Source organism: Devosia sp. (assembly GCF_028290625.1).
Taxonomy (GTDB): domain Bacteria; phylum Pseudomonadota; class Alphaproteobacteria; order Rhizobiales; family Devosiaceae; genus Devosia.
This window is the reverse complement of record NZ_JAQGJM010000034.1, coordinates 155,046-173,021: the sequence shown is the minus strand read 5'-3', so window position 1 is coordinate 173,021 and position 17,976 is coordinate 155,046. Positions and strand designations below refer to the sequence as shown.

Genomic DNA, 17,976 nt, shown 5'->3' with positions numbered 1-17,976 from the left:
CATACATCATCGCTCGCTGATCCCCCCGAAGGTGAAGATCAGCGCGGCAATGGGCAGAATTGTATTGATTTCGGCAAGGGCGCCGGGGGTGAAAACGCCCGCATCGCCCAGCAGCGCCACCACGCCGCGTGTCTCCGCGGCGATGACGATGGGAAAGCACGAGCAGGCCCCATAGCCCATGGCGGCCAATTGGTCGACCTCGGGAATAAACGCCGCCACGCCGGGCACGTCGTTCCCGATCACGGGCTTCATCTCACCCAGGATGCGCCGGTTCCAGGCGCTGTCGTCCACGGGATCGACATTGCCGATCGGGAAATCAACTGGATTGGACGTGCCGATCCGGTGGGTCACCGATCGGTCCGGCGCGGTGGCGATGAAGGTCGCAGTGCGAATGCCTGGCACGGCGGTGAACAGCTCCGACAGCACGGCAAACAGGGCCTGCGGCCCAGCAGCGAGCGCTTCGGATAGCTTCGCGGCCATGGCGGGATTGAGCATGCTCATTCCGGAAACAACCTCATCGTGCCGACCCAAAGTTCGACCGCGGTCTCGGTGCCGATATTCTCACCCCGATGCGGCTTGTGCGAGTCGAAATGCAGCGTATCGCCGGGTCCGAGCAGATAGGTTTGGCCATCGACCTCGTAGCGCATCGTGCCGGAGACAAGGTAGACGATCTCCTCGCCCTCGTGGCTCATCATTTCGGTCAGATGGCCGGGCGGACAATGCGACAGGCAGGCATTGAGCTTGGCCTCGGGAAAGCCGCGCTCGAGGAATTCATAGAACCGCGCCGTGCCGCCGACCTTGTAGGTCTGGCGCTGGCCCGAATGGCTGACCACGCTGTGGCTGCGGGCCGGGGCTTTCGAGACGAAATGGTCGACAGTGGTTTCGAGGGCCTTGGCGACATTGTAGAGCGAGGCCAGCGACGGGGTGGAAATGCCGCGTTCGATCTGGGAGATGAACCCCACGGTCAGCGACGATTCCGTGGCCACCTGCTGCAAGGTCTTGCCGATGGCCTTGCGGCGGGCGCGCAGCCGCTGACCGAGAGTCATGTCGACGGCAGACTCGGCTGGTTCGGCTTTCGCTCCACGCTCGGCAGTCAACTCCGACAATACATAACCCCAGGCGACCAAAGATTTTAGCCAGACTAAATTATGGCGAGACTTTGTCAACGTCCGTGAGTCAGTTTTGCGACAGCTCCCACGCTATGGTGCGCTCCAGCGCCTCGCGCTCGCTGATCGTTTCGGCATAACCCAGCTCGGTCCGGATGCGCGTGCTGTCCAGGGTCAGGGGGTAGTCCATGTTGGAGGCCTCGGCCCGCTCGAACATGATGCCCTTGGCCTCGGATGGAACCGCGACGATCTCGGCCTCCACACCCATGGCATCCAGGATGGTTTCGGCCCATTGCCGCACCGTGCGAACCTCGCGTTGCGCGGCATTATAGGTCCGCCCCGCTGCTGCAGGGTGGGTGGCCCCCAGCACCAGCGCCTCGGCCATATCATCGATATAGCCATAGGAATTGCGCGCCTTCGCCGCCCGCGCATCGATGGTGAATGGCTGGCCCGCAGTCGCATTCTTGATCGCCCAGGCGAAGCGATGCTGCTTGTCCTCGGGGCCAAAAATCATCGGCAGGCGCAGGATCGTCGTTTCGAACCGCGTGTCGGCCCGAGCCGCTTCCTCGATGGGGATCTTATCATAGTCCTCGAACAGCCCATCCTCGACGCCCTTCGGCCGACGCGAATTGCCGCGATAGGGAAACCGCAATGTGCGCAGCGGCGAATCCTCGGTCGCCGGCTCCAGGCGAACCGCCGGATTTTCCTTCTTCAGCAGCCCGCCGTAGTTCGAATAGACGTCCGTCGAACTGACCAGCACGTAGCGCCCGCCGACCGTGCCAACTGCGTCAAGCACCGGCTGGGTATTGCGCAGGCTGAGCGTGAAAATATCGATGATGGCAGTCACGCCGTTGGCCTTGAGCAGAGCGGCAATGGCCCCGCTATCCATCCGGTCGGCCGCTTCGAACTTCACACCGGGCGGCAGCGCTACCGGCTCACGGCCCCTCGCGATCACCAAAACATCCTGGCCGCCTGCCAGCAGGCGCCTTGCCACCGCCTTGCCCAGAAAACCCGTGCCGCCAATAACCGCAACCGTCATGCTCTTACTCCTCGATAAAGTGCCGCCGCGATTGCCCGCGGCGGCATCGTCATTTCAGTCGTTTATTCCGTGATCTGCGCGTCGCGGAAATACGGCACGTTCAGCGTCGAGCGCCAGAAGCCGGTCACCTTGGGGCTCATCATCATGTAGTTGTTGCGGTGGTACTGCGGCAGGATGATATGCTCGTTCATCATGATCGCCTCGGCGGCGCGCATGTCCTTGAGCGACTCCGCCTCGTCGCCCGTGGCCTTGGCGGCGGCGATATCGGCGTCGTATTCGGCATTGGACCAGCCGGCGAGATTGTTCGGGCTGCCGGTGACGAAATTGTCGAGGAAGGTCATTGGGTGCGGATAATCGGCGCCCCAGCCCATCTGCGCGATCTGGTACTGCACCTTCTGCACTTCGGGATAGAACACTTGCCACTCGCTGGCCTGGATTTTTACGTCGATATTGAGATTCTTCTTCCACATCTGCTGAATGGCTTCGAGCAGCTTTTCGATCGGTGGGGACGAATAGGTCACGAACACCGTATCGGGGAACCCCTTGCCATCCGGATAGCCGGCTTCGGCCAGCAACGCCTTGGCACCCTCGACTTCGGCGGTGGGGGCCAGGCCGAAGGTATCGCGACCCTCGGTGAATTCCTGACCGTCCACGATCATTCCCGGCGGCACCACGCCCATGGCCGGGATATCGGCCGATTGCAGCACGAACTCGACGATTTCCTCGCGATCGATCGCCATCGACAGCGCCTTGCGGACACGGACGTCATCGAGCGGCTTCTGCGCCGGGTTGAAGAATGCATAGGTGGTGCCGAGTGCCGGCACGACCATGAAGGCGTCGCTCTCGACCGACAGACGCGGAATTTCCGGCGCCGGCACCGCTTCGATGCCATCGACATCGCCGGCTTCCATGGCCGCCAGCGCCGTCGCGGGATCGGGGATGAGCCGGAAGGTGAGCTTGTCGAGGCTCACCGCCGCGGCGTCGTAATAGTTCGGGTTCTTTTCGAACACCACGGATTCGCCGGCATTGAACTCGGTGACGCGGAATGGCCCGGTGCCGATAAAGGTGGCGGGATTGCGGGTCCAACCTTCGGGATCGGCCGCCACCACGTCTTCGCGCACCGGGAAGAAGGTCGTGTAGGTCAACAACTGCATCATGTAGGGGACGCGCGCCTTGAGCGTGAAGGTCAGCGTCTTGTCGTCGGGGGCGGAGACGGAAATATCGCCCTTGCCGGCAGCATTGTAATGCTCCTCGGCGCCCACGATGGGGTAGAGCATGGCCGAATTCATCGCGCCGGTCGCGGGATCGAGCACGCGGGTCCAAGCATAAACGAAATCGCCGGCCACCACGGGCTTGCCGTCGCTCCACTTGGCGTCGCGCAGGTGGAACGTATAGGTCAGTCCGTCCTCGGACACTTCCCACTTTTCGGCGAGGGCAGGGACGATCTCGCCCGCCTTGTCGAACCGCACCAAGCCCTCGAAAGTATTGCCGATGATCGGCGCCGCAAAGGTCTCGGCCGTGGTGCCGGGATCGTATTTGGCGCTCTCGTTGTTGACCACATAGGTCAATTCGCCGGCGGCCATCGCCCAGGCGGTGCTGGCGAGCAGGGCGGCTGTCACCAGTGGCAGTATCAGCTTGTGCATGTTTCTCTCCTGTTACGGGCCGGTTCGATCCGGCCTGGTTGATGGCGGGCTGCGATCACGCAGCCTGTCCCGTTTGCATGGCCGTGTCACCGGCATAGTGGCAGGCGGCGAGGTGCCCCCCGCCGATATCGCGAAGCGGCGGCTCTTGCGCCGCGCAGAGTTCGGTGGCCAGCGGACACCGCGTCCGAAACCGGCACCCGCTGGGAATATCGATCGGGCTGGGGATTTCCCCACGCATCGGCTCGCTCTCGCGACGCACCGTCGGATCGGGCACCGGAATGGAGGCCAGCAGCGCTCGCGTGTAGGGGTGGCTGGGCCGGACATAGAGGTCGTGATTGCTCGCCAGCTCGACGATACGACCCAGATACATCACCCCGATCCGATCCGAGATATGCCGCACCATCGACAGGTCATGGGTGATGAACAGATAGGTCAGCCCCAATTCGTCCTGCAGATCCTCCAGCATATTGACCACCTGCGCCTGGATCGACACGTCCAGCGCCGAAATTGGCTCGTCGCAGATCACCAGGTCCGGATTGAGCGCGATGGCCCGGGCAATGCCGATGCGCTGCCGCTGCCCGCCGGAAAATTCATGCGCAAACCGCGTTGCGTGATCGGGGTTGAGCCCGACGCGCTTGAGAAGTTCGAAGACGCGCTCCGTCCGGGTCTGCGGCGTGCCTATCCGCGCAATTTCCAGCGGCTCCGCGATCAGGTCGCGCACCGTCATGCGCCCGTTCAGCGATGCATAGGGGTCCTGGAAAATCATCTGCATCCGGCTGCGGAACGGCGCCAGCGTCCGCTCGCTCAGCGGCGCGATGTCGGTGCCGTCGAATAGCATTTCGCCCGATGTCGGCTGATAGAGCCGGATCAGTGTCCGTGCCAAGGTCGACTTGCCGCACCCGCTCTCCCCCACCAGCCCTAGCGTCTCGCCACGGCGGATATCCAGATCGACGCCGTCCACAGCACGCAGCACGGCCCTGTTGCGGCCGAGCAGGTTGCCGCCAAGGTGGAAATGCTTGTGCAGGTTGCGGAGGGAGACGAGCGGAGCGGTATCGGTCACGGGTACACAGCCAAACTGGAGGCGGCACCCTCCCCCTTGCGGAGAGAGGTGGGGAGGGGGGTGGTTTGTACCGGTAGCATCGGGGCTCCGAACACCCTCTCCCAACCTCCCCGCGTCAAGGGGGAGGTGTCCGCCGGTGGATGCGGCTCGATTGGCGATGGAATGGTTCACGCTGGCTCCAACTCATTGACCCCAGCCACGCGCGGCGCCTCCGGATGCTGCAGCCAACACCGTGCCCCATCGAACAGCGGCGGCATCGCCGCGACGCACTGCTGCATCGTATGCGGGCAGCGTGGCGCGAACGGACACCCCTCCGGTGGATGCGCCATATCCGGCGGCGATCCGGGGATCGGCGTTAGCCGATGATGCGTGTCATCCCGCAAATCCGGCACCGCTGCGAGCAGCCCCTGCGTATAGGGATGGCGCGGGCGGGCGAACAGGTCGCGCACATTGCCCTGCTCCATCACCATGCCGCCATACATCACCACGATGTGGTCGGTGACCTCGGCAATCACCCCCAGGTCATGCGTGATCAAAATCACCGCCATGCCCAGCCGCGTCTGCAATTCCTTCAGCAACATCAGGATTTGCCGCTGGATAGTCACGTCGAGCGCCGTCGTCGGCTCATCGGCAATCAGCAGTTTTGGATCGCAACTCAGCGCCATCGCGATCATCACCCGCTGCCGCATCCCGCCGGAAAACTCATGCGGATACGACTTGAGTCGCGCCGTCGCCGAGGGAATCCGCACCAGTTCGAACAGCTCGATCGCCCGCTGCCGCGCCTGTGCCCGCGTCAGGCGCCGATGCCGCAAAATGGTCTCGATGACCTGCTCGCCCACCGTCAGCGTGGGGTTCAGGCTCGTCATCGGGTCCTGGAAAATCACCGCAATATCGTTGCCGCGCAGGTCGCGCATCTCGTCTTCATCGAGCTTGAACAGATCGCGCCCGTCGAACAGTGCCTCGCCGCTCTTAATCCGCCCATTGGCCTTGAGCAGCCGCAGGATCGACATGCAGGTAATCGACTTGCCTGAGCCGCTTTCCCCCACAATGCCCAGCATTTCGGCCGGCGCCACATCAAAGCTGACGCCCCGCACCGCCTGCACTTCGCCGCGCTGTGAAAAGAAGCTGGTGCGCAGGTCGCGCACGGACAGGATCGGACCGATCATTTGCGCAGCCTCGGATCGAGCGCATCGCGCAGCCCATCGCCCAGGAAATTGAACGCAAACATGGTCAGGCTGATCGCCGCCGCCGGGAAAAACAGTTGGTGCGGATACGCCCGCAGCGTCTCCACCGCCTCCGAGGTCAGCGTGCCCCAGCTTGCCAGCGGCGGCGTCACGCCCAGCCCGATGAAGCTCATGAAGCTCTCGATGAAAATCGCGCTCGGGATCAGCATGGTCAGCGTCACTAGGATCGGCCCCACCGAATTGGGCAGCAGATGCTTGGTCAATATCCGGCCGGTCCCCGCGCCCATGGTCCGCGCCGCCGCCACGTAATCCTGGCTCTTGAGCATCAGGATTTGTCCACGCACCATCCGCGCCATATCCACCCAGAACACCGAGCCGATGGCGACGACGATGGAAATCAGTCCGCTATCCAGCACCACCATCAAGAGGATCACATAGAGCGTGAGCGGAATGGTCGAGATGATCTCGACAATGCGCATCATCACCGCGTCGGTCTTGCCGCCCATATAGCCGGCGATCCCGCCATAGAAGATGCCGATGAAAAAGTTCACCAGCGTCGCCACGAATGCCACGGTCAGCGAAATCCGTGCCCCGATCATCTGCCGCACCAGCACGTCGCGCCCGAGCTGATCGGTGCCGAACAGGTAAGTCATGTTCCACTGCAGCCCCTCGGGACGCAGCACCGAACCATCGGCATTGAGCAGCTTAGCCGGCAAGCTGGAATAGTCGAGCGTCACCGCCTGATCGCCAAACTTGAACCCCTGCCGCTTCTTGAGCATGTCCTTGCGCTCGCCGCGGATGATCTCCTCCACTTGGCCGCCTTCGGACACCTGATAGAGGTTGAAATTGGACGCGTTGAGGAAAAACCGCGTCGACGTGCCAGAGCTATCGGTGACGCGGTACGGCTCGAACACCGGCGGCAAGTTCGCCAGCTTGAGGTTCTGGTCGGAATAGGAAAACGGGCTGAAGATCGGCCCGAAAATCGCCGCCAGGATCAGCAGCACGATAAACCCGATGCTGACCACGGCCGGCTTGTTGGCCCACAGCCGCTTCCGCACATCCTGCCAATAGGTCAGGCTTGGCGTGGCGATGACCTCGGTCTCGGCCGCCGAACGATCCAGCTTTTCCCACATGGCGGGAGCAATCGTTTCCTCGCTCATGCCGATTGCCTCGACAGCTTGATGCGCGGATCGAGCCACAGATAGAGCAGGTCGACGATCAGGATCATCACCATCAACAGCGCCGCATAGAAAATGGTGATGCCCATGATCGCTGTATAATCGCGATTGGTGATCGATAGCACGAAGTGCCGCCCAATGCCGGGCAGGGCGAAAATCTGCTCGATCACGAACGAGCCGGTGACCAGGTTGGCCACCACCGGCCCCAACACCGTCACCACCGGGATCAGCGAATTGCGCAGGCCATGCTTGAATAGCACCTGTCCGGGCCTCAGGCCCTTGGCCCGCGCCGTGGTCATATAATCCTGCTCGAACGTCTCCAGTAGACTCGACCGTGACAGCCGCGCCACAAATGAAATCCAGAACCCCGCCAGCGCCAGCACCGGCAATATATAGCCGCGCCAGTCGTCCAGCCCGAAGGTCGGCACCCAGCCGAGCTTGAGTGCAAACACATAAAGCAGCACCGTGGCGATCACATAGGACGGAATGGCGACGCCCATCGTCGCCAGCAGCATGACGCCGGTGTCTGGCCATTTATTGCGGTTCAGTGCCGCAACAATCCCCATCGGCACGCCCAGCGCGATCACGCAAATCACCGCCAGCAGGCCCAGCCGCAGCGTCACTGGCAGGCCATCGGCGATCATCTGATTGACCGAAACGCCGGGATATTTGAACGACGGGCCAAGATCGAACATCGCAATGCCGCGCAGGTAATGCAGATATTGCAGCCAGATCGGATCGCTGAGGCCAAACTTGGCATTCAGCGCTGCCTCGATTTCCGGCGCCAGCATGCGTTCTGACACGAAGGGCCCGCCCGGCACGGCATGCATCAGGAAAAACGTCAGCGTGACGATCGCGAACAGGGTCAGCAGCATCAGCCCCAGCCGCTGGATGACATAAGTCGCCATCTAGTGCGCCTGGCCGATTGCCCACGCGGCAATCGCGTCAGGCGGCAGTGGTCGGGGCTGGGGCGGCGGGCTGATCATGCCGCTATACCAGCACCTTAGGCCCTCCGGTTCAATAGACCGCAGTACTAAATTTTAGTGTGCCTAAAGCGCAAAATGACCGCGCAGAATCAGAAACGTGGCAATCGCAGGCACGATCAGCGCCTGAGCGGCCTCGACCTTGTCCGCCGTGTAGCGCCCCTCGGCATCCAGCGCATTGATGGTCCCGAGCAGCTCGTTGCCTGCCATCACCGGCACGCTGATCGAGGCATTGCAGCCCAGCGCACGGATCAAGTCCAGATCGCCGAAATTGCCCTCCATCCCGGCGGCCGTATTGATGACATCGATCGCCCGCTCGGTGCGCATCCGTTCGAACCAGTCGTCGATCACCAGCGGCTTGGTGCCGAGCAGGGGATACACATCCTCATGGCTGGAATAAACCCGCCGCACATGACCCGCGTCCATATTGATCGCCGTCAGCGTGAACAGCTTGACCCCGATGACCGCCTCGGTCAGTCGATGCAGCGCTGCGCCAACTTCGGAAGGGTCAGTGTATCGCGCCAGCGTTTCTTCAAAGGCGCGAAACGCCGGGGCGGTGGTCATAGCGATGTCTCGACGGTTCGATTCGACAGGGGCGATATCCCTATGGCAACTGGCGCAATCGCTCAACCGGCCATGACAAGCGCATCTGCGTCGAACGCCACCAAGCGGTCGCGGCCCTGCGTTTTGGCGGCGTAGAGGCGTCGGTCGGCAGCGGCAATCAGGTCGTCGCCGCCCTCTCCGCCGGTTCCGGCGGCCAGCCCAATGCTGGCTGTGACTCGCAGGTCGGCGGCTATGTCGGACCAGTCCGCATCCGCAATGGCAAGACGGACCGTGTCGCAGAACACCGAGGCATTGGCGGTGACGGCGCCGGGAAATATCAGCGCGAATTCCTCACCGCCAAGGCGGACCGCGTGGCCATGCACACCGATCTGCTCCACCATGATGCGCGCTACCCGCCGCAGCACCGTGTCGCCCACCTGGTGCGAGAAGCGGTCGTTGACCGACTTGAAATGGTCCAGGTCCAGCATGCCCACCGCATAGGGCGAGCCATCCAGCCGGCCCAGGATTTGATCGAAACTACGGCGATTGGCGATGCCGGTCAGCGGGTCAAGCATGACTTGCATGGTCAATTCCTGGGCCCGCGCCCGCAATTGTTCGCTCTCCAACTGGATTTCGGCGATCTTGGCGCGGCGCCGCGTGGTTTCCCCCGATTGCCGCACATAGAGGGCATGAAAGCGCCGGTGCAGCGCCAGCGCCGTCTCGAATTGCCCCAGTGCCTCGTGCACGTCGCAAAGCCGCTGGACCGCGTTGAGCTGATGGTCGATCTGGTTGCCCATTTCGGCCTGCGCCAGCGCTTCGGCACAGGTGTTCCTCGCGTCTTCAAGCCGACCGGCCCGCAATTGAACGTCACCCAGCGTATACAGATAGTGGATGCGCAGGCTCACCCCGGGATCGCCCGGCAGCGCCGCAGAGGCGTCCAGATAGGCCATGGCCTGGTCCAGATTGCCACAGCGGGCCTGGTATTCGGCGCCGTTGGCCAGCGCAGTGCGCAATGTCCAGGCATCGCCACATAGCCGGGCGGTGGCGATGGCGGCGCCATTGGTTTCAATTGCCAGGTCCAGCCAATGCCGGCCCTCCGAGGGACGCTCGCTCATCTCGGCATCGTCGGCGAGCTGGATCTGGCAGAAGCCCAGATTGAGCAGATGGAAGGCGCGGTCGCTTTCCTCTTTGGCACCCTGCGTCAGCGCAACGGCGCGCGCCAGCAGTTTGGTGCCCAGTTCCGGCTGTCGGCACAAGGCAAGGATTACGCCCTTGACGTTGTAGGTGAAGGCCGTGACGGCGTCCTCGCCGGCCGCTTCTGCGGTGATAACAGCCAGTTCGGCGGCCGCGAAGGCTTCGTCGCTCAAGCCCAGGTCCAGCAGCAGGAAGGCTTCGATCGCGCTGGTCCGGGCGTCCTCGGCACTGTCGGCGCTGCGCTGCTCCAGCCGCCTGGAACCGAGCAGGCAATCCAGCCCCGTCTCGGGATCGCCAAGCTTCATGCAACACCAGGCGATCTGCACCAGGGCGCGTGACATTAGCGCTTTGTCGCGGCGGCCTTCGGCTTGCGCAAAGACCTGCTTGGTAGCCGCCAGCGCCTCCACGCATTGCCCGCGGGCCAGCAAATGCCGGCCCAAGATGAGTCCATCATGGTGCGGGTCGGAGGCGATGGGCAAGGGCGGTACTCTGGTCATTTCGAGCACAAGTCTAGAGCGATTCTATCGACTAATTCCTAATGCCTGGACGGTTTCAGGCCTGCAAAATGGCGTCGACGCTGGCGGCCCGGCCAAATTTGTAGGTCAGACTGCGCGACGCGGTTTGCAGTCGGCGGCCATCACTGATAGGCACGCGCACCCACCAGAACCAGGAGCAGCGCCGTGTCCCCCACCAAGGTTATTTTCGATACCGACCCCGGCATCGATGACGCAATGGCGCTGCTGTTCCTCAAGTCCTCGCCGGCGTTGGACCTGTTGGGTATCACCACCGTGCTGGGCAATGCCTCGATCGAGACCACCACCCGCAACGCCCTGTTCCTGCGCCAGCATTTCGATATCACGGCGCCCGTCGCGCGCGGAGCCGCAGCCGCGCTGAATGGCGTGATCGCCGCGGTGCCCGAAATGGTGCATGGCGAAAACGGGCTCGGCGATATCCCGCTCCCCGAAGTGGACACTTCAGGCCTGCATGCCCTCGACGCCGCCCACTTCCTCATCGAGACGGTGCGCGCCAATCCGGGCGAAGTGACCATCATTGCCGTCGGCCGCATGACCAACCTGGCGCTGGCCCTGCGGCTCGATCCCGATTTTGCCCCGCTGGTCAAATCCGTGGTCATCATGGGCGGCGCCTTCGGCTTCAATGGCCATAGCGGCAACGTAACCCCGGTTGCCGAAGCCAATATTCACGGCGATCCGCTGGCCGCCGACGAGATCTTTGCCGGCAACTGGAAGGTGACAGTCATTGGCCTCGACGTCACCCAGGAAGCCCTGATGACCAACGCCTACCTGGCCCAATTGCGCGACGGTGCCGGCGCCAATGGCCAATTGATCTGGGACATGACCCGGCTCTACGCCAAGTTCTACAACGACGTCACCGGCGTCGATGGCGTCTTCGGCCATGACTCGCTGGCCGTCGCCTATGTGATCGCGCCCGAGCTGTTCACCACTCGCTCCGGCCCGATCCGCGTCGTTACCGAAGGCCTCGCCGAGGGCCAGACCATCCAGCAGCCCGATATCCGCAAGTTCCCACCCAGCCCGTGGAGCGGCCTGCCGTCACACGATGTCTGCGTCGCTTGCGACACGCCAGCCATCCTCGATCTCTACATGAAGACCATCGTCGACGCGGCTTAGGGGCTAGTGGCTGCGGCGGCAAACCCCTCACCCTGCTTGCTCCGCTGAACGCGTCGCAAGCTGTCCCTCTCCCGCAAGGGGCGAGGGGTGGCTCCACTCTTAGCTCATCCACCGTGTCCCCCTTCTCCCCTCGTGGGAGAAGGTGCGCGAAGGGTGGATGAGGGGCCTACACCCCCCGAAATCGCCTCGGATAATCAGCGCTGTAAAGCGCACTTTCGCGAAAGTCCTCGGCCCCCAGGCCGGGGCCGACAAAGATGATCGCGGTGCGCTCGATCGGATCGCTGGCGACCTGCGCCTCGATATCCCCCAGCGTGCCGCGCACGACCCGCTCCTCCGGCCACGACGCCCGCACAACAATTGCCACCGGGCAATCGGCCCCATAGATCGGCGTCAATTCCGCCACCACGCGATCCAGCGCATGGATCGCCAGGTGGATCGCCAGCGTCGCCCCGGTCGCGCCGAACCCCGCCAGCGTCTCATCCACGGGCATCGGTGATGCCCGTCCCGAAACCCGCGTCAGCACCAGGCTTTGTGCCACGCCCGGTATGGTCAGCTCCCGCCCCAGCGCTGCCGCTGCTGCCGCAAAAGCCGGTACGCCCGGCGTCAGCGTATAGCCAATCGCCAGCCGCTCCAGCCGCCGGATCTGCTCGGCCACTGCGCTCCACACCGAGAGGTCGCCCGAATGCAACCGCGCTACATCCTGCCCAGCCGCCTCCGCCGCCGCATACTCCGCCTCGATATCATCCAGCGACAACGACGCCGTATCGACGATCCGTGCATCTAGCGGGCAATAGGCCAGCAGTTCCTTCGGCACGATCGAGCCGGCATAGAGGCACACCGGGCACCGCGCTAACAGGTCGCGCCCGCGCACGGTGATCAAATCGGCCGCGCCGGGGCCGGCGCCGATGAAATGCACGGTCATGGCTTAATCCAGCTCCATTGCGTGATCGGCATGTGCGGCCGCCACCCCGTCATGCCGCCAATTGGCGCCGCACGGTCGATGGCAATGCGCGTGAGCTGCCCGCCCAGTTCCACATGCCGGGCCAGTAGTAAGGCCTCCAACTGCGTGGTCACCGCGTTGGCGACCAGCCGTCCGCCTGAGGGCAGCGCCGCCACGGCCGCGTCCATCACACCCCGCTCCGTACCGCCACCGCCAATAAAAATCGCATCAGGCCGGGGCAGGTCGCCCAAAGCTATCGGTGCCGCCCCATGCACAACCCGCAAATCCGGCACTCCAAAAGCCGCCGCATTGCGCCCGATCCGCACCACCCGCTCGGCGTCCGCTTCAATGGCGATAACGCGCAGGCTCACATCCGCCAGCATCCACTCGATACCCACCGAGCCCGAACCCGCGCCGATATCCCACAACAATTCCCCCCGCCTCGGCGCCAGCGCAGCCAGCGTCAGCGCCCGGACCTCGCGCTTGGTGATCTGCCCGTCATGCTCAAACAACGCATCGTCGCGACCGGCCGTGAACGGCAAAATGCGCGCCCCAGGCGCAGCGGCAACCTCGATGGCGCAGATATTGAGCGGGTTGATGTGGGGCAGGGCAAACCGGGCGGCGGTTGCCACCCGCACCTTTTCCTCAGGTCCGCCCAGTGCCTCCAGCACGGTGATGGTCGTTTCCCCAAACCCCGTGGCATCGAGCGACTGCGCCAGCGTCGCCGGTCCTGCCTCATCCGACGTCAGCGCCAGAATACGCGCGCCGGGATGCAGATGCGGTCGGATCAGGTCCAGCGCGCGCCCATGCAGCGACAGGCAGATGACATCCTGCAACGGCCAACCCATGCGCCCTGCGGCAAGACTGAACGATGAGGGATGCGGCAACACCTCCATTTCGGCGGCGTCGACATGGCGCGACAGCGTGGCGCCGACGCCATAGTGGAATGGATCGCCCGAAGCCAGCACGCAGACCGCGCGGCCGCGTTCGGCCAGCACCGCTTCGATCGAGCGGATGAACGGGCTATCCCATGCGCGTCGCTCACCGGTGATGATAGCGCCCGCCAATTCGAGATGCCGCGCGCCGCCAAAGACGATATCGGCCTGCGCGATCCGCCGCCTGGCGGTCTCACCAAGCCCGGCAATCCCGTCCTCGCCAATCCCCACAATGGCCAGCCATCTCACGGCATCACCCCACTCGAGCGCGGCGAATAGACCAGCGGCTGCCGTCCTGGCCGCTCGATGAGGCGGGTCTCGGCCGAGCCGATGATGACACAGGTCGCCATGTCGGCGCGCGTTGCGTCGGCGTCCGCCAGCGTAGTGACGGCGATGGCCTCGTCCGGCCGTCCGGCGGCCCGCCCGAAGATCACTGGCGTAGTCCAGGGCAGCACCTCGCGCAGGATGGCGAAAGCGGAGCCAAGCTGCCAGGGCCGCGCGCGACTGATGGGATTGTAGAGCGCGATCACCAGCCCGACAGTGGCGACGGCGCGCAAGCGCTGCTCGATCACCGCCCACGGCTTGAGATTATCGGACAGCGAAATGGCGCAGAAATCATGCCCTAGCGGCGCCCCCGCCCGTGCCGCCACTGCCAGCATTGCGGTCACGCCGGGAACAATTTCGAGGTCGATTTCACGCCAGGATTCCACATCCTCCTCGATTGCCTCGCACACGGCGGCTGCCATGGCGAAAACCCCAGGATCGCCCCCCGAAACGACGCAGACATGCGCCCCGCCCGCCGCCGCATGCAGCGCGGCCTTGGCGCGGCTGAGTTCCTCGCGATTGTCGGAAGCCACGCGCCTCTGGTCAGGCCGCAGCGCCAGCCGGTCGAGATAAGGCCCATAGCCGAAAAACACCTCCGCCGCCGCGACGGCGGCGCTGGCCTGCGGCGTGACCTGCTCGGCGCTACCCGGCCCGAGGCCGACAATGACCAGCTTGCCGCTCATGGCCGCCCCGTCCAGCCCGGCACCAGGATCAGCGCAAAGTAGGGCGCCTCGTCGTCCGGCTTGTCGGCCAGCCGGATCGAGTGGCCATTGGCCATCGTGCCGCGCTCGACATAGATCGCCGTGGCCAGCTTCCCGGCCTCGGCGATGGCGCGGCGAATTTTTGGCAGGTTGCGGCCCACCTTCATGATCACGGCGCCGCCGGTATCGCCCAGTCGACGGGTGAGTTCGGCTTCGCCCAGCGTGCCGGGCAGCACGCTCAATACATCGTCACCCTGCACCAGCGGTAAGCCCGCATGCGACCAGCAGCCCGACATGGCGGTGATGCCGGGAATGACCTCGGTATCGAACCGCGTCGCAAGCCGCACATGCAGATGCATATAGGAGCCGTAGAACAGCGGATCGCCCTCGCTCAGCACGACGACGTTGCGGCCGGCGGCCAAGTGCCCCGCCACCCGCTCCGCCGCTTCGACATAGAACCCATCGATGGCCGAACTGTAGTCCGCATGGTCCCGTGCGATTTCGGTGGTCACCGGATAGTGCAGGGGCTCTTCAATCTGCCCGGTGAGCAGATCCGCGACGATGGCCCGCGCGTTGCTGGCATTGCCGCGCTTGGCGAAGTAGGCCACCACATCGGCGCTTGCGATCGCGCGAACCGCCTTGAGTGTCAGCAATTCCGGATCGCCCGGCCCGGTGCCAACCCCGATCAACTTGCCGCTCATAGTCCCGGCCTCGCCAGCGCATTGAGCGCCGCGGCGGTGATCGCACTACCCCCCAGCCGCCCGCGCACAATGGCGAACGGCACGCCATAGGAATTCTCCGCCAGCGCATCCTTGGACTCGGTCGCGCCGACAAAGCCGACCGGCATTCCAAGAATTGCCGCGGGCTTCGGCGCGCCGTCGCGCAGCAGCTCAAGCAGGTGGAACAGTGCCGTTGGTGCATTGCCGATGGCGACGATTGAGCCGGCCATGCGCTCGGTCCACAGGCGCAACGCCGCCGCCGAACGGGTATTGCCGATCTCGGCGGCAATACCGGGCGTGCGCGGGTCGCGCAGGGTGCAGATGACCTCGTTATTCGCCGGCAACCGGGCCGCCGTCACGCCCCGCGCCACCATTTCGGCATCGCATAGGATCGGCGCGCCGCCCTGTAGCGCGGCACGAGCCGCTGCCACAAATCCCGCGCCGAACACGAACTGCCGCGCCGCCTCTACCAATCCCGCGGCATGCACCATGCGGACGGCAACGTCGGTTTCCTCCGGCGAAAAACCCGAGAAATCAGCTTCCGCCCGGATGATGGCGAACGATGCCCGATAGATGGCGTCCCCATCCTTGATGTAGTCGTATTCTGTCATTGCCAGCCTTGCCGAACCGCAGCGGCGATCGAAGCCGCGCCGAGCCGCTTGAAGCACGCCGCGACGGATTCTCCCAGCTTTCGTTCGCCCCGCCACAACGCCGCCAGCCGTCGCACCCCAGTTGGCACGGCGTCGCTCGCCAGATGCAATGTTGGCGCGCTTTTGGCGCTGCCATCGACCACCAGGTCCACACCGGCCTCATTGCCCACCAGCGTCAGTAGCGCCGGACTCGGATGCGCGCAGCCCTTGGCGCACCCCGACACATGCAGCGCAAACGAGCCATCGAAAAACTCCGCCTCCGCCTGTGCCAGCGTTTCCGCCACGGGCCGCGCCGCGATGGTGCCCGATGCGCAGCCCTCACTGCCAATGCAGGCGCTGATCGCACGGCGTGGATCGGCGGCGGAAATGATGAAGCCCAATGCCCCCGCCGCCTGCTGAAAGCGCGCCGCATCCGCCTCCGTTGCACAGATGCCGATCAACCGATGCTGCGGCGCCAGATGAAACTCAGCAATGCCGGCGTGTTGCGCCGCGTCCGCAAGCCCGGTCAGCGCCGCAGCACTTGCCGCGCCAAAGGCAAGACCGACAATCGCCCCTACGCGCCCATTGGTCAGTTCAATCCTATCTGGCTCCGGCCGGACAGGGGCGGGCGGAATTGACGCCGCAGCGACCAACGGCGCGAGCGCCTGCCGCATTGCAGCCACATTCAGATTGCGTCCTCGGCCACGCGGCCCGAGTTCGGCGATCAGGCTCAACATCGCCCAGACCGCCCCGGCAGCGTCTTGCGTCCGAAGCAGGCCGATTGCGTTCCCGCCCACCTCAAGCGCCCACATCGGCGCATCCGTAGAGCCCCCCGCCGTCAGCCGAATGTCGGCCGAAAGCCCATAGCGCCCAACACGCCCGCCACCATCGACTACCACCGTCACTTTCGGCCCCAGCGCCGCCTCCAGCGCGCCATCCGCCACCGCTTTACGGATCGCCTCCGCCAGCGGCCGTGGATCGGCAATTTCATGCAGATCAAGCCCTGCCAGCGGTGAGACCTCGATCACCAGTCCGGTTTCAATCGCGACGACCGTCTCGATGCCCTGCGCGAATGCCGCGACCGCGTCGGCGCGCAATCCCCGCACCTGCACATTGCCGCGCGCGGTAATCTCAATCTGGCCGTTGCCGAACCGCTCGGCCGAGCCCGCCACGGCGCGCAGCTGATCTGGCGAGATCACGCCCCCCACCGGCCGCAACCGCACCAATAGTCCGTCGCCAGTCTGCATCGGCTCGCGCAGCGTCGGGCAGGCGCCGCGACGCTGGTCGCGGGCAGGGCTCGACGCCGATGGTGCAAGGTTAAGCTGGGTCAAAAGACAGGTCCAACAGGCATGGGGCCTGATCTTTATATGATCATGCCGCCGAGACAAAGCCGCCTGTCAGTCCCGCTCGCGTAGTAAATACGTATCCATGATCCAGCCATGCTTTTCGCGCGCCAGTCGCCTTGCCTCGACGATCTGGTTGGCGACGTCGCGCAGGCGCCCGCTGATCAGCAGTTCATCCGCCGTCCCCAGATACGCCCCCCAGAAGATATCGAGGTCGGCATCGACGCTGGCAAACGCCATCTGTCCATCGAGCATCACCAGCGTATCGCCACGCCGGTCGCCCTGCGCCAGCCGCCGCCCGGTGGTGATATGCACCGGCTCGCCAATCCGATTGAGCGCAATGCCATGGGCGGCCGTCAGCGCCTGGATACTGCTGATGCCGGGGATAATCTCGAGGCCGTAAGCGCCCGGCGCAGCGGCCCGCAACCGCTCGAAAATCCGGATCGTGCTGTCATAAAGCCCCGGATCGCCCCATACCAGAAACGCCGCGATCCCGCCGTCGCCCACATGCTGATCCAGCAATTGCCCGAACTGCCGCGCCAATTCGCCATGCCAATCGGCCACCCGCTCGGCATAATCGGGCGTGCCCGCATCACGCACCGGCGGCGCAAACTCCACCGACCGGGTCGCCGGATTGGTCACGTACCGCCGCACGATATCGCGGCGCAGCTCGGCCAGCTCGCTCTTGCTTTCGCCCTTGTCGGGGATCAGCAGCACATCGGCGCGGTTGAGCGCGTTGATGGCCTGAATGGTCACATGCTCCGGATTTCCGGTGCCGACGCCCACGAGCAGAATGGTTTTCATGCCGG

The 17,976-nt window shown here is 64.4% G+C and carries 18 protein-coding genes; 1 reads left to right on the top strand and 17 read right to left on the bottom strand.

Annotated elements, in window-relative coordinates:
* Positions 1-6: 6 nt before the first annotated feature.
* From JWR51_RS18950 to JWR51_RS18905, 10 genes are all read right to left on the bottom strand, one after another.
* Positions 7-501, bottom strand: coding sequence for a hypothetical protein (locus tag JWR51_RS18950; protein WP_299751152.1), 495 nt, complete (start codon positions 499-501; stop codon positions 7-9).
* Positions 498-1,046, bottom strand: coding sequence for a cupin domain-containing protein (locus tag JWR51_RS18945; protein WP_299751149.1), 549 nt, complete (start codon positions 1,044-1,046; stop codon positions 498-500). The genes JWR51_RS18950 and JWR51_RS18945 overlap by 4 nt, the downstream gene beginning before the upstream one ends.
* A gap of 130 nt (positions 1,047-1,176) precedes the next feature.
* Positions 1,177-2,145, bottom strand: coding sequence for an NAD-dependent epimerase/dehydratase family protein (locus JWR51_RS18940; protein ID WP_299751146.1), 969 nt, complete (start codon positions 2,143-2,145; stop codon positions 1,177-1,179).
* Between the two features lie 62 nt (positions 2,146-2,207).
* Positions 2,208-3,788 (bottom strand): peptide ABC transporter substrate-binding protein, encoded by a 1,581-nt coding sequence (locus tag JWR51_RS18935; protein WP_299751143.1) that lies wholly within the window; start codon positions 3,786-3,788, stop codon positions 2,208-2,210.
* A 55-nt stretch (positions 3,789-3,843) separates the two neighbouring features.
* Complete coding sequence (locus JWR51_RS18930) at positions 3,844-4,848, bottom strand: ABC transporter ATP-binding protein (protein ID WP_299751140.1); 1,005 nt, start codon at positions 4,846-4,848, stop codon at positions 3,844-3,846.
* 167 nt (positions 4,849-5,015) lie between these two features.
* The gene (locus tag JWR51_RS18925; protein ID WP_299751136.1) at positions 5,016-6,014 is read right to left on the bottom strand and encodes an ABC transporter ATP-binding protein; all 999 of its coding nucleotides are present in this window, start codon (positions 6,012-6,014) and stop codon (positions 5,016-5,018) included.
* Complete coding sequence (locus tag JWR51_RS18920) at positions 6,011-7,192, bottom strand: ABC transporter permease (RefSeq protein WP_299751134.1); 1,182 nt, start codon at positions 7,190-7,192, stop codon at positions 6,011-6,013. Before JWR51_RS18920 ends, JWR51_RS18925 begins: the two co-directional genes overlap by 4 nt.
* Positions 7,189-8,118 carry an ABC transporter permease gene (locus JWR51_RS18915; protein ID WP_299751131.1) on the bottom strand — a complete coding sequence of 310 codons (930 nt, stop codon included), beginning with the start codon at positions 8,116-8,118 and terminating at the stop codon, positions 7,189-7,191. Before JWR51_RS18915 ends, JWR51_RS18920 begins: the two co-directional genes overlap by 4 nt.
* Before the next feature lie 141 nt (positions 8,119-8,259).
* Complete coding sequence (locus tag JWR51_RS18910) at positions 8,260-8,757, bottom strand: GAF domain-containing protein (RefSeq protein WP_299751128.1); 498 nt, start codon at positions 8,755-8,757, stop codon at positions 8,260-8,262.
* A gap of 62 nt (positions 8,758-8,819) precedes the next feature.
* Positions 8,820-10,427 (bottom strand): GGDEF domain-containing protein, encoded by a 1,608-nt coding sequence (locus tag JWR51_RS18905; RefSeq protein ID WP_299751125.1) that lies wholly within the window; start codon positions 10,425-10,427, stop codon positions 8,820-8,822.
* Between the two features lie 183 nt (positions 10,428-10,610).
* Between JWR51_RS18905 and JWR51_RS18900 the strand changes: the two genes are divergently transcribed.
* The gene (locus JWR51_RS18900; protein WP_299751122.1) at positions 10,611-11,576 is read left to right on the top strand and encodes a nucleoside hydrolase; all 966 of its coding nucleotides are present in this window, start codon (positions 10,611-10,613) and stop codon (positions 11,574-11,576) included.
* 166 nt (positions 11,577-11,742) lie between these two features.
* Here JWR51_RS18900 and cobM read toward each other — a convergent pair whose 3' ends face one another.
* From cobM to cobF, 7 genes are all read right to left on the bottom strand, one after another.
* A complete protein-coding gene (cobM, locus tag JWR51_RS18895; protein ID WP_299751120.1) occupies positions 11,743-12,498 on the bottom strand; it encodes a precorrin-4 C(11)-methyltransferase in 756 nt (251 codons plus the stop codon).
* On the bottom strand, positions 12,495-13,700 hold the full coding sequence (cbiE, locus tag JWR51_RS18890; RefSeq protein WP_299751117.1) for a precorrin-6y C5,15-methyltransferase (decarboxylating) subunit CbiE: 1,206 nt from the start codon (positions 13,698-13,700) through the stop codon (positions 12,495-12,497). Before cbiE ends, cobM begins: the two co-directional genes overlap by 4 nt.
* Positions 13,697-14,458 carry a precorrin-3B C(17)-methyltransferase gene (locus tag JWR51_RS18885; protein ID WP_299751115.1) on the bottom strand — a complete coding sequence of 254 codons (762 nt, stop codon included), beginning with the start codon at positions 14,456-14,458 and terminating at the stop codon, positions 13,697-13,699. The genes cbiE and JWR51_RS18885 overlap by 4 nt, the downstream gene beginning before the upstream one ends.
* Positions 14,455-15,177, bottom strand: a complete 723-nt coding sequence (locus JWR51_RS18880; protein ID WP_299751112.1) for a precorrin-2 C(20)-methyltransferase — start codon at positions 15,175-15,177, stop codon at positions 14,455-14,457. The genes JWR51_RS18885 and JWR51_RS18880 overlap by 4 nt, the downstream gene beginning before the upstream one ends.
* On the bottom strand, positions 15,174-15,806 hold the full coding sequence (locus JWR51_RS18875) for a precorrin-8X methylmutase (protein ID WP_299751110.1): 633 nt from the start codon (positions 15,804-15,806) through the stop codon (positions 15,174-15,176). Before JWR51_RS18875 ends, JWR51_RS18880 begins: the two co-directional genes overlap by 4 nt.
* A complete protein-coding gene (gene cobG, locus JWR51_RS18870; protein ID WP_299751107.1) occupies positions 15,803-17,155 on the bottom strand; it encodes a precorrin-3B synthase in 1,353 nt (450 codons plus the stop codon). The genes JWR51_RS18875 and cobG overlap by 4 nt, the downstream gene beginning before the upstream one ends.
* 66 nt (positions 17,156-17,221) lie before the next feature.
* Positions 17,222-17,971, bottom strand: a complete 750-nt coding sequence (gene cobF, locus JWR51_RS18865; RefSeq protein ID WP_299751104.1) for a precorrin-6A synthase (deacetylating) — start codon at positions 17,969-17,971, stop codon at positions 17,222-17,224.
* Between the last annotated feature and the right edge of the window lie 5 nt (positions 17,972-17,976).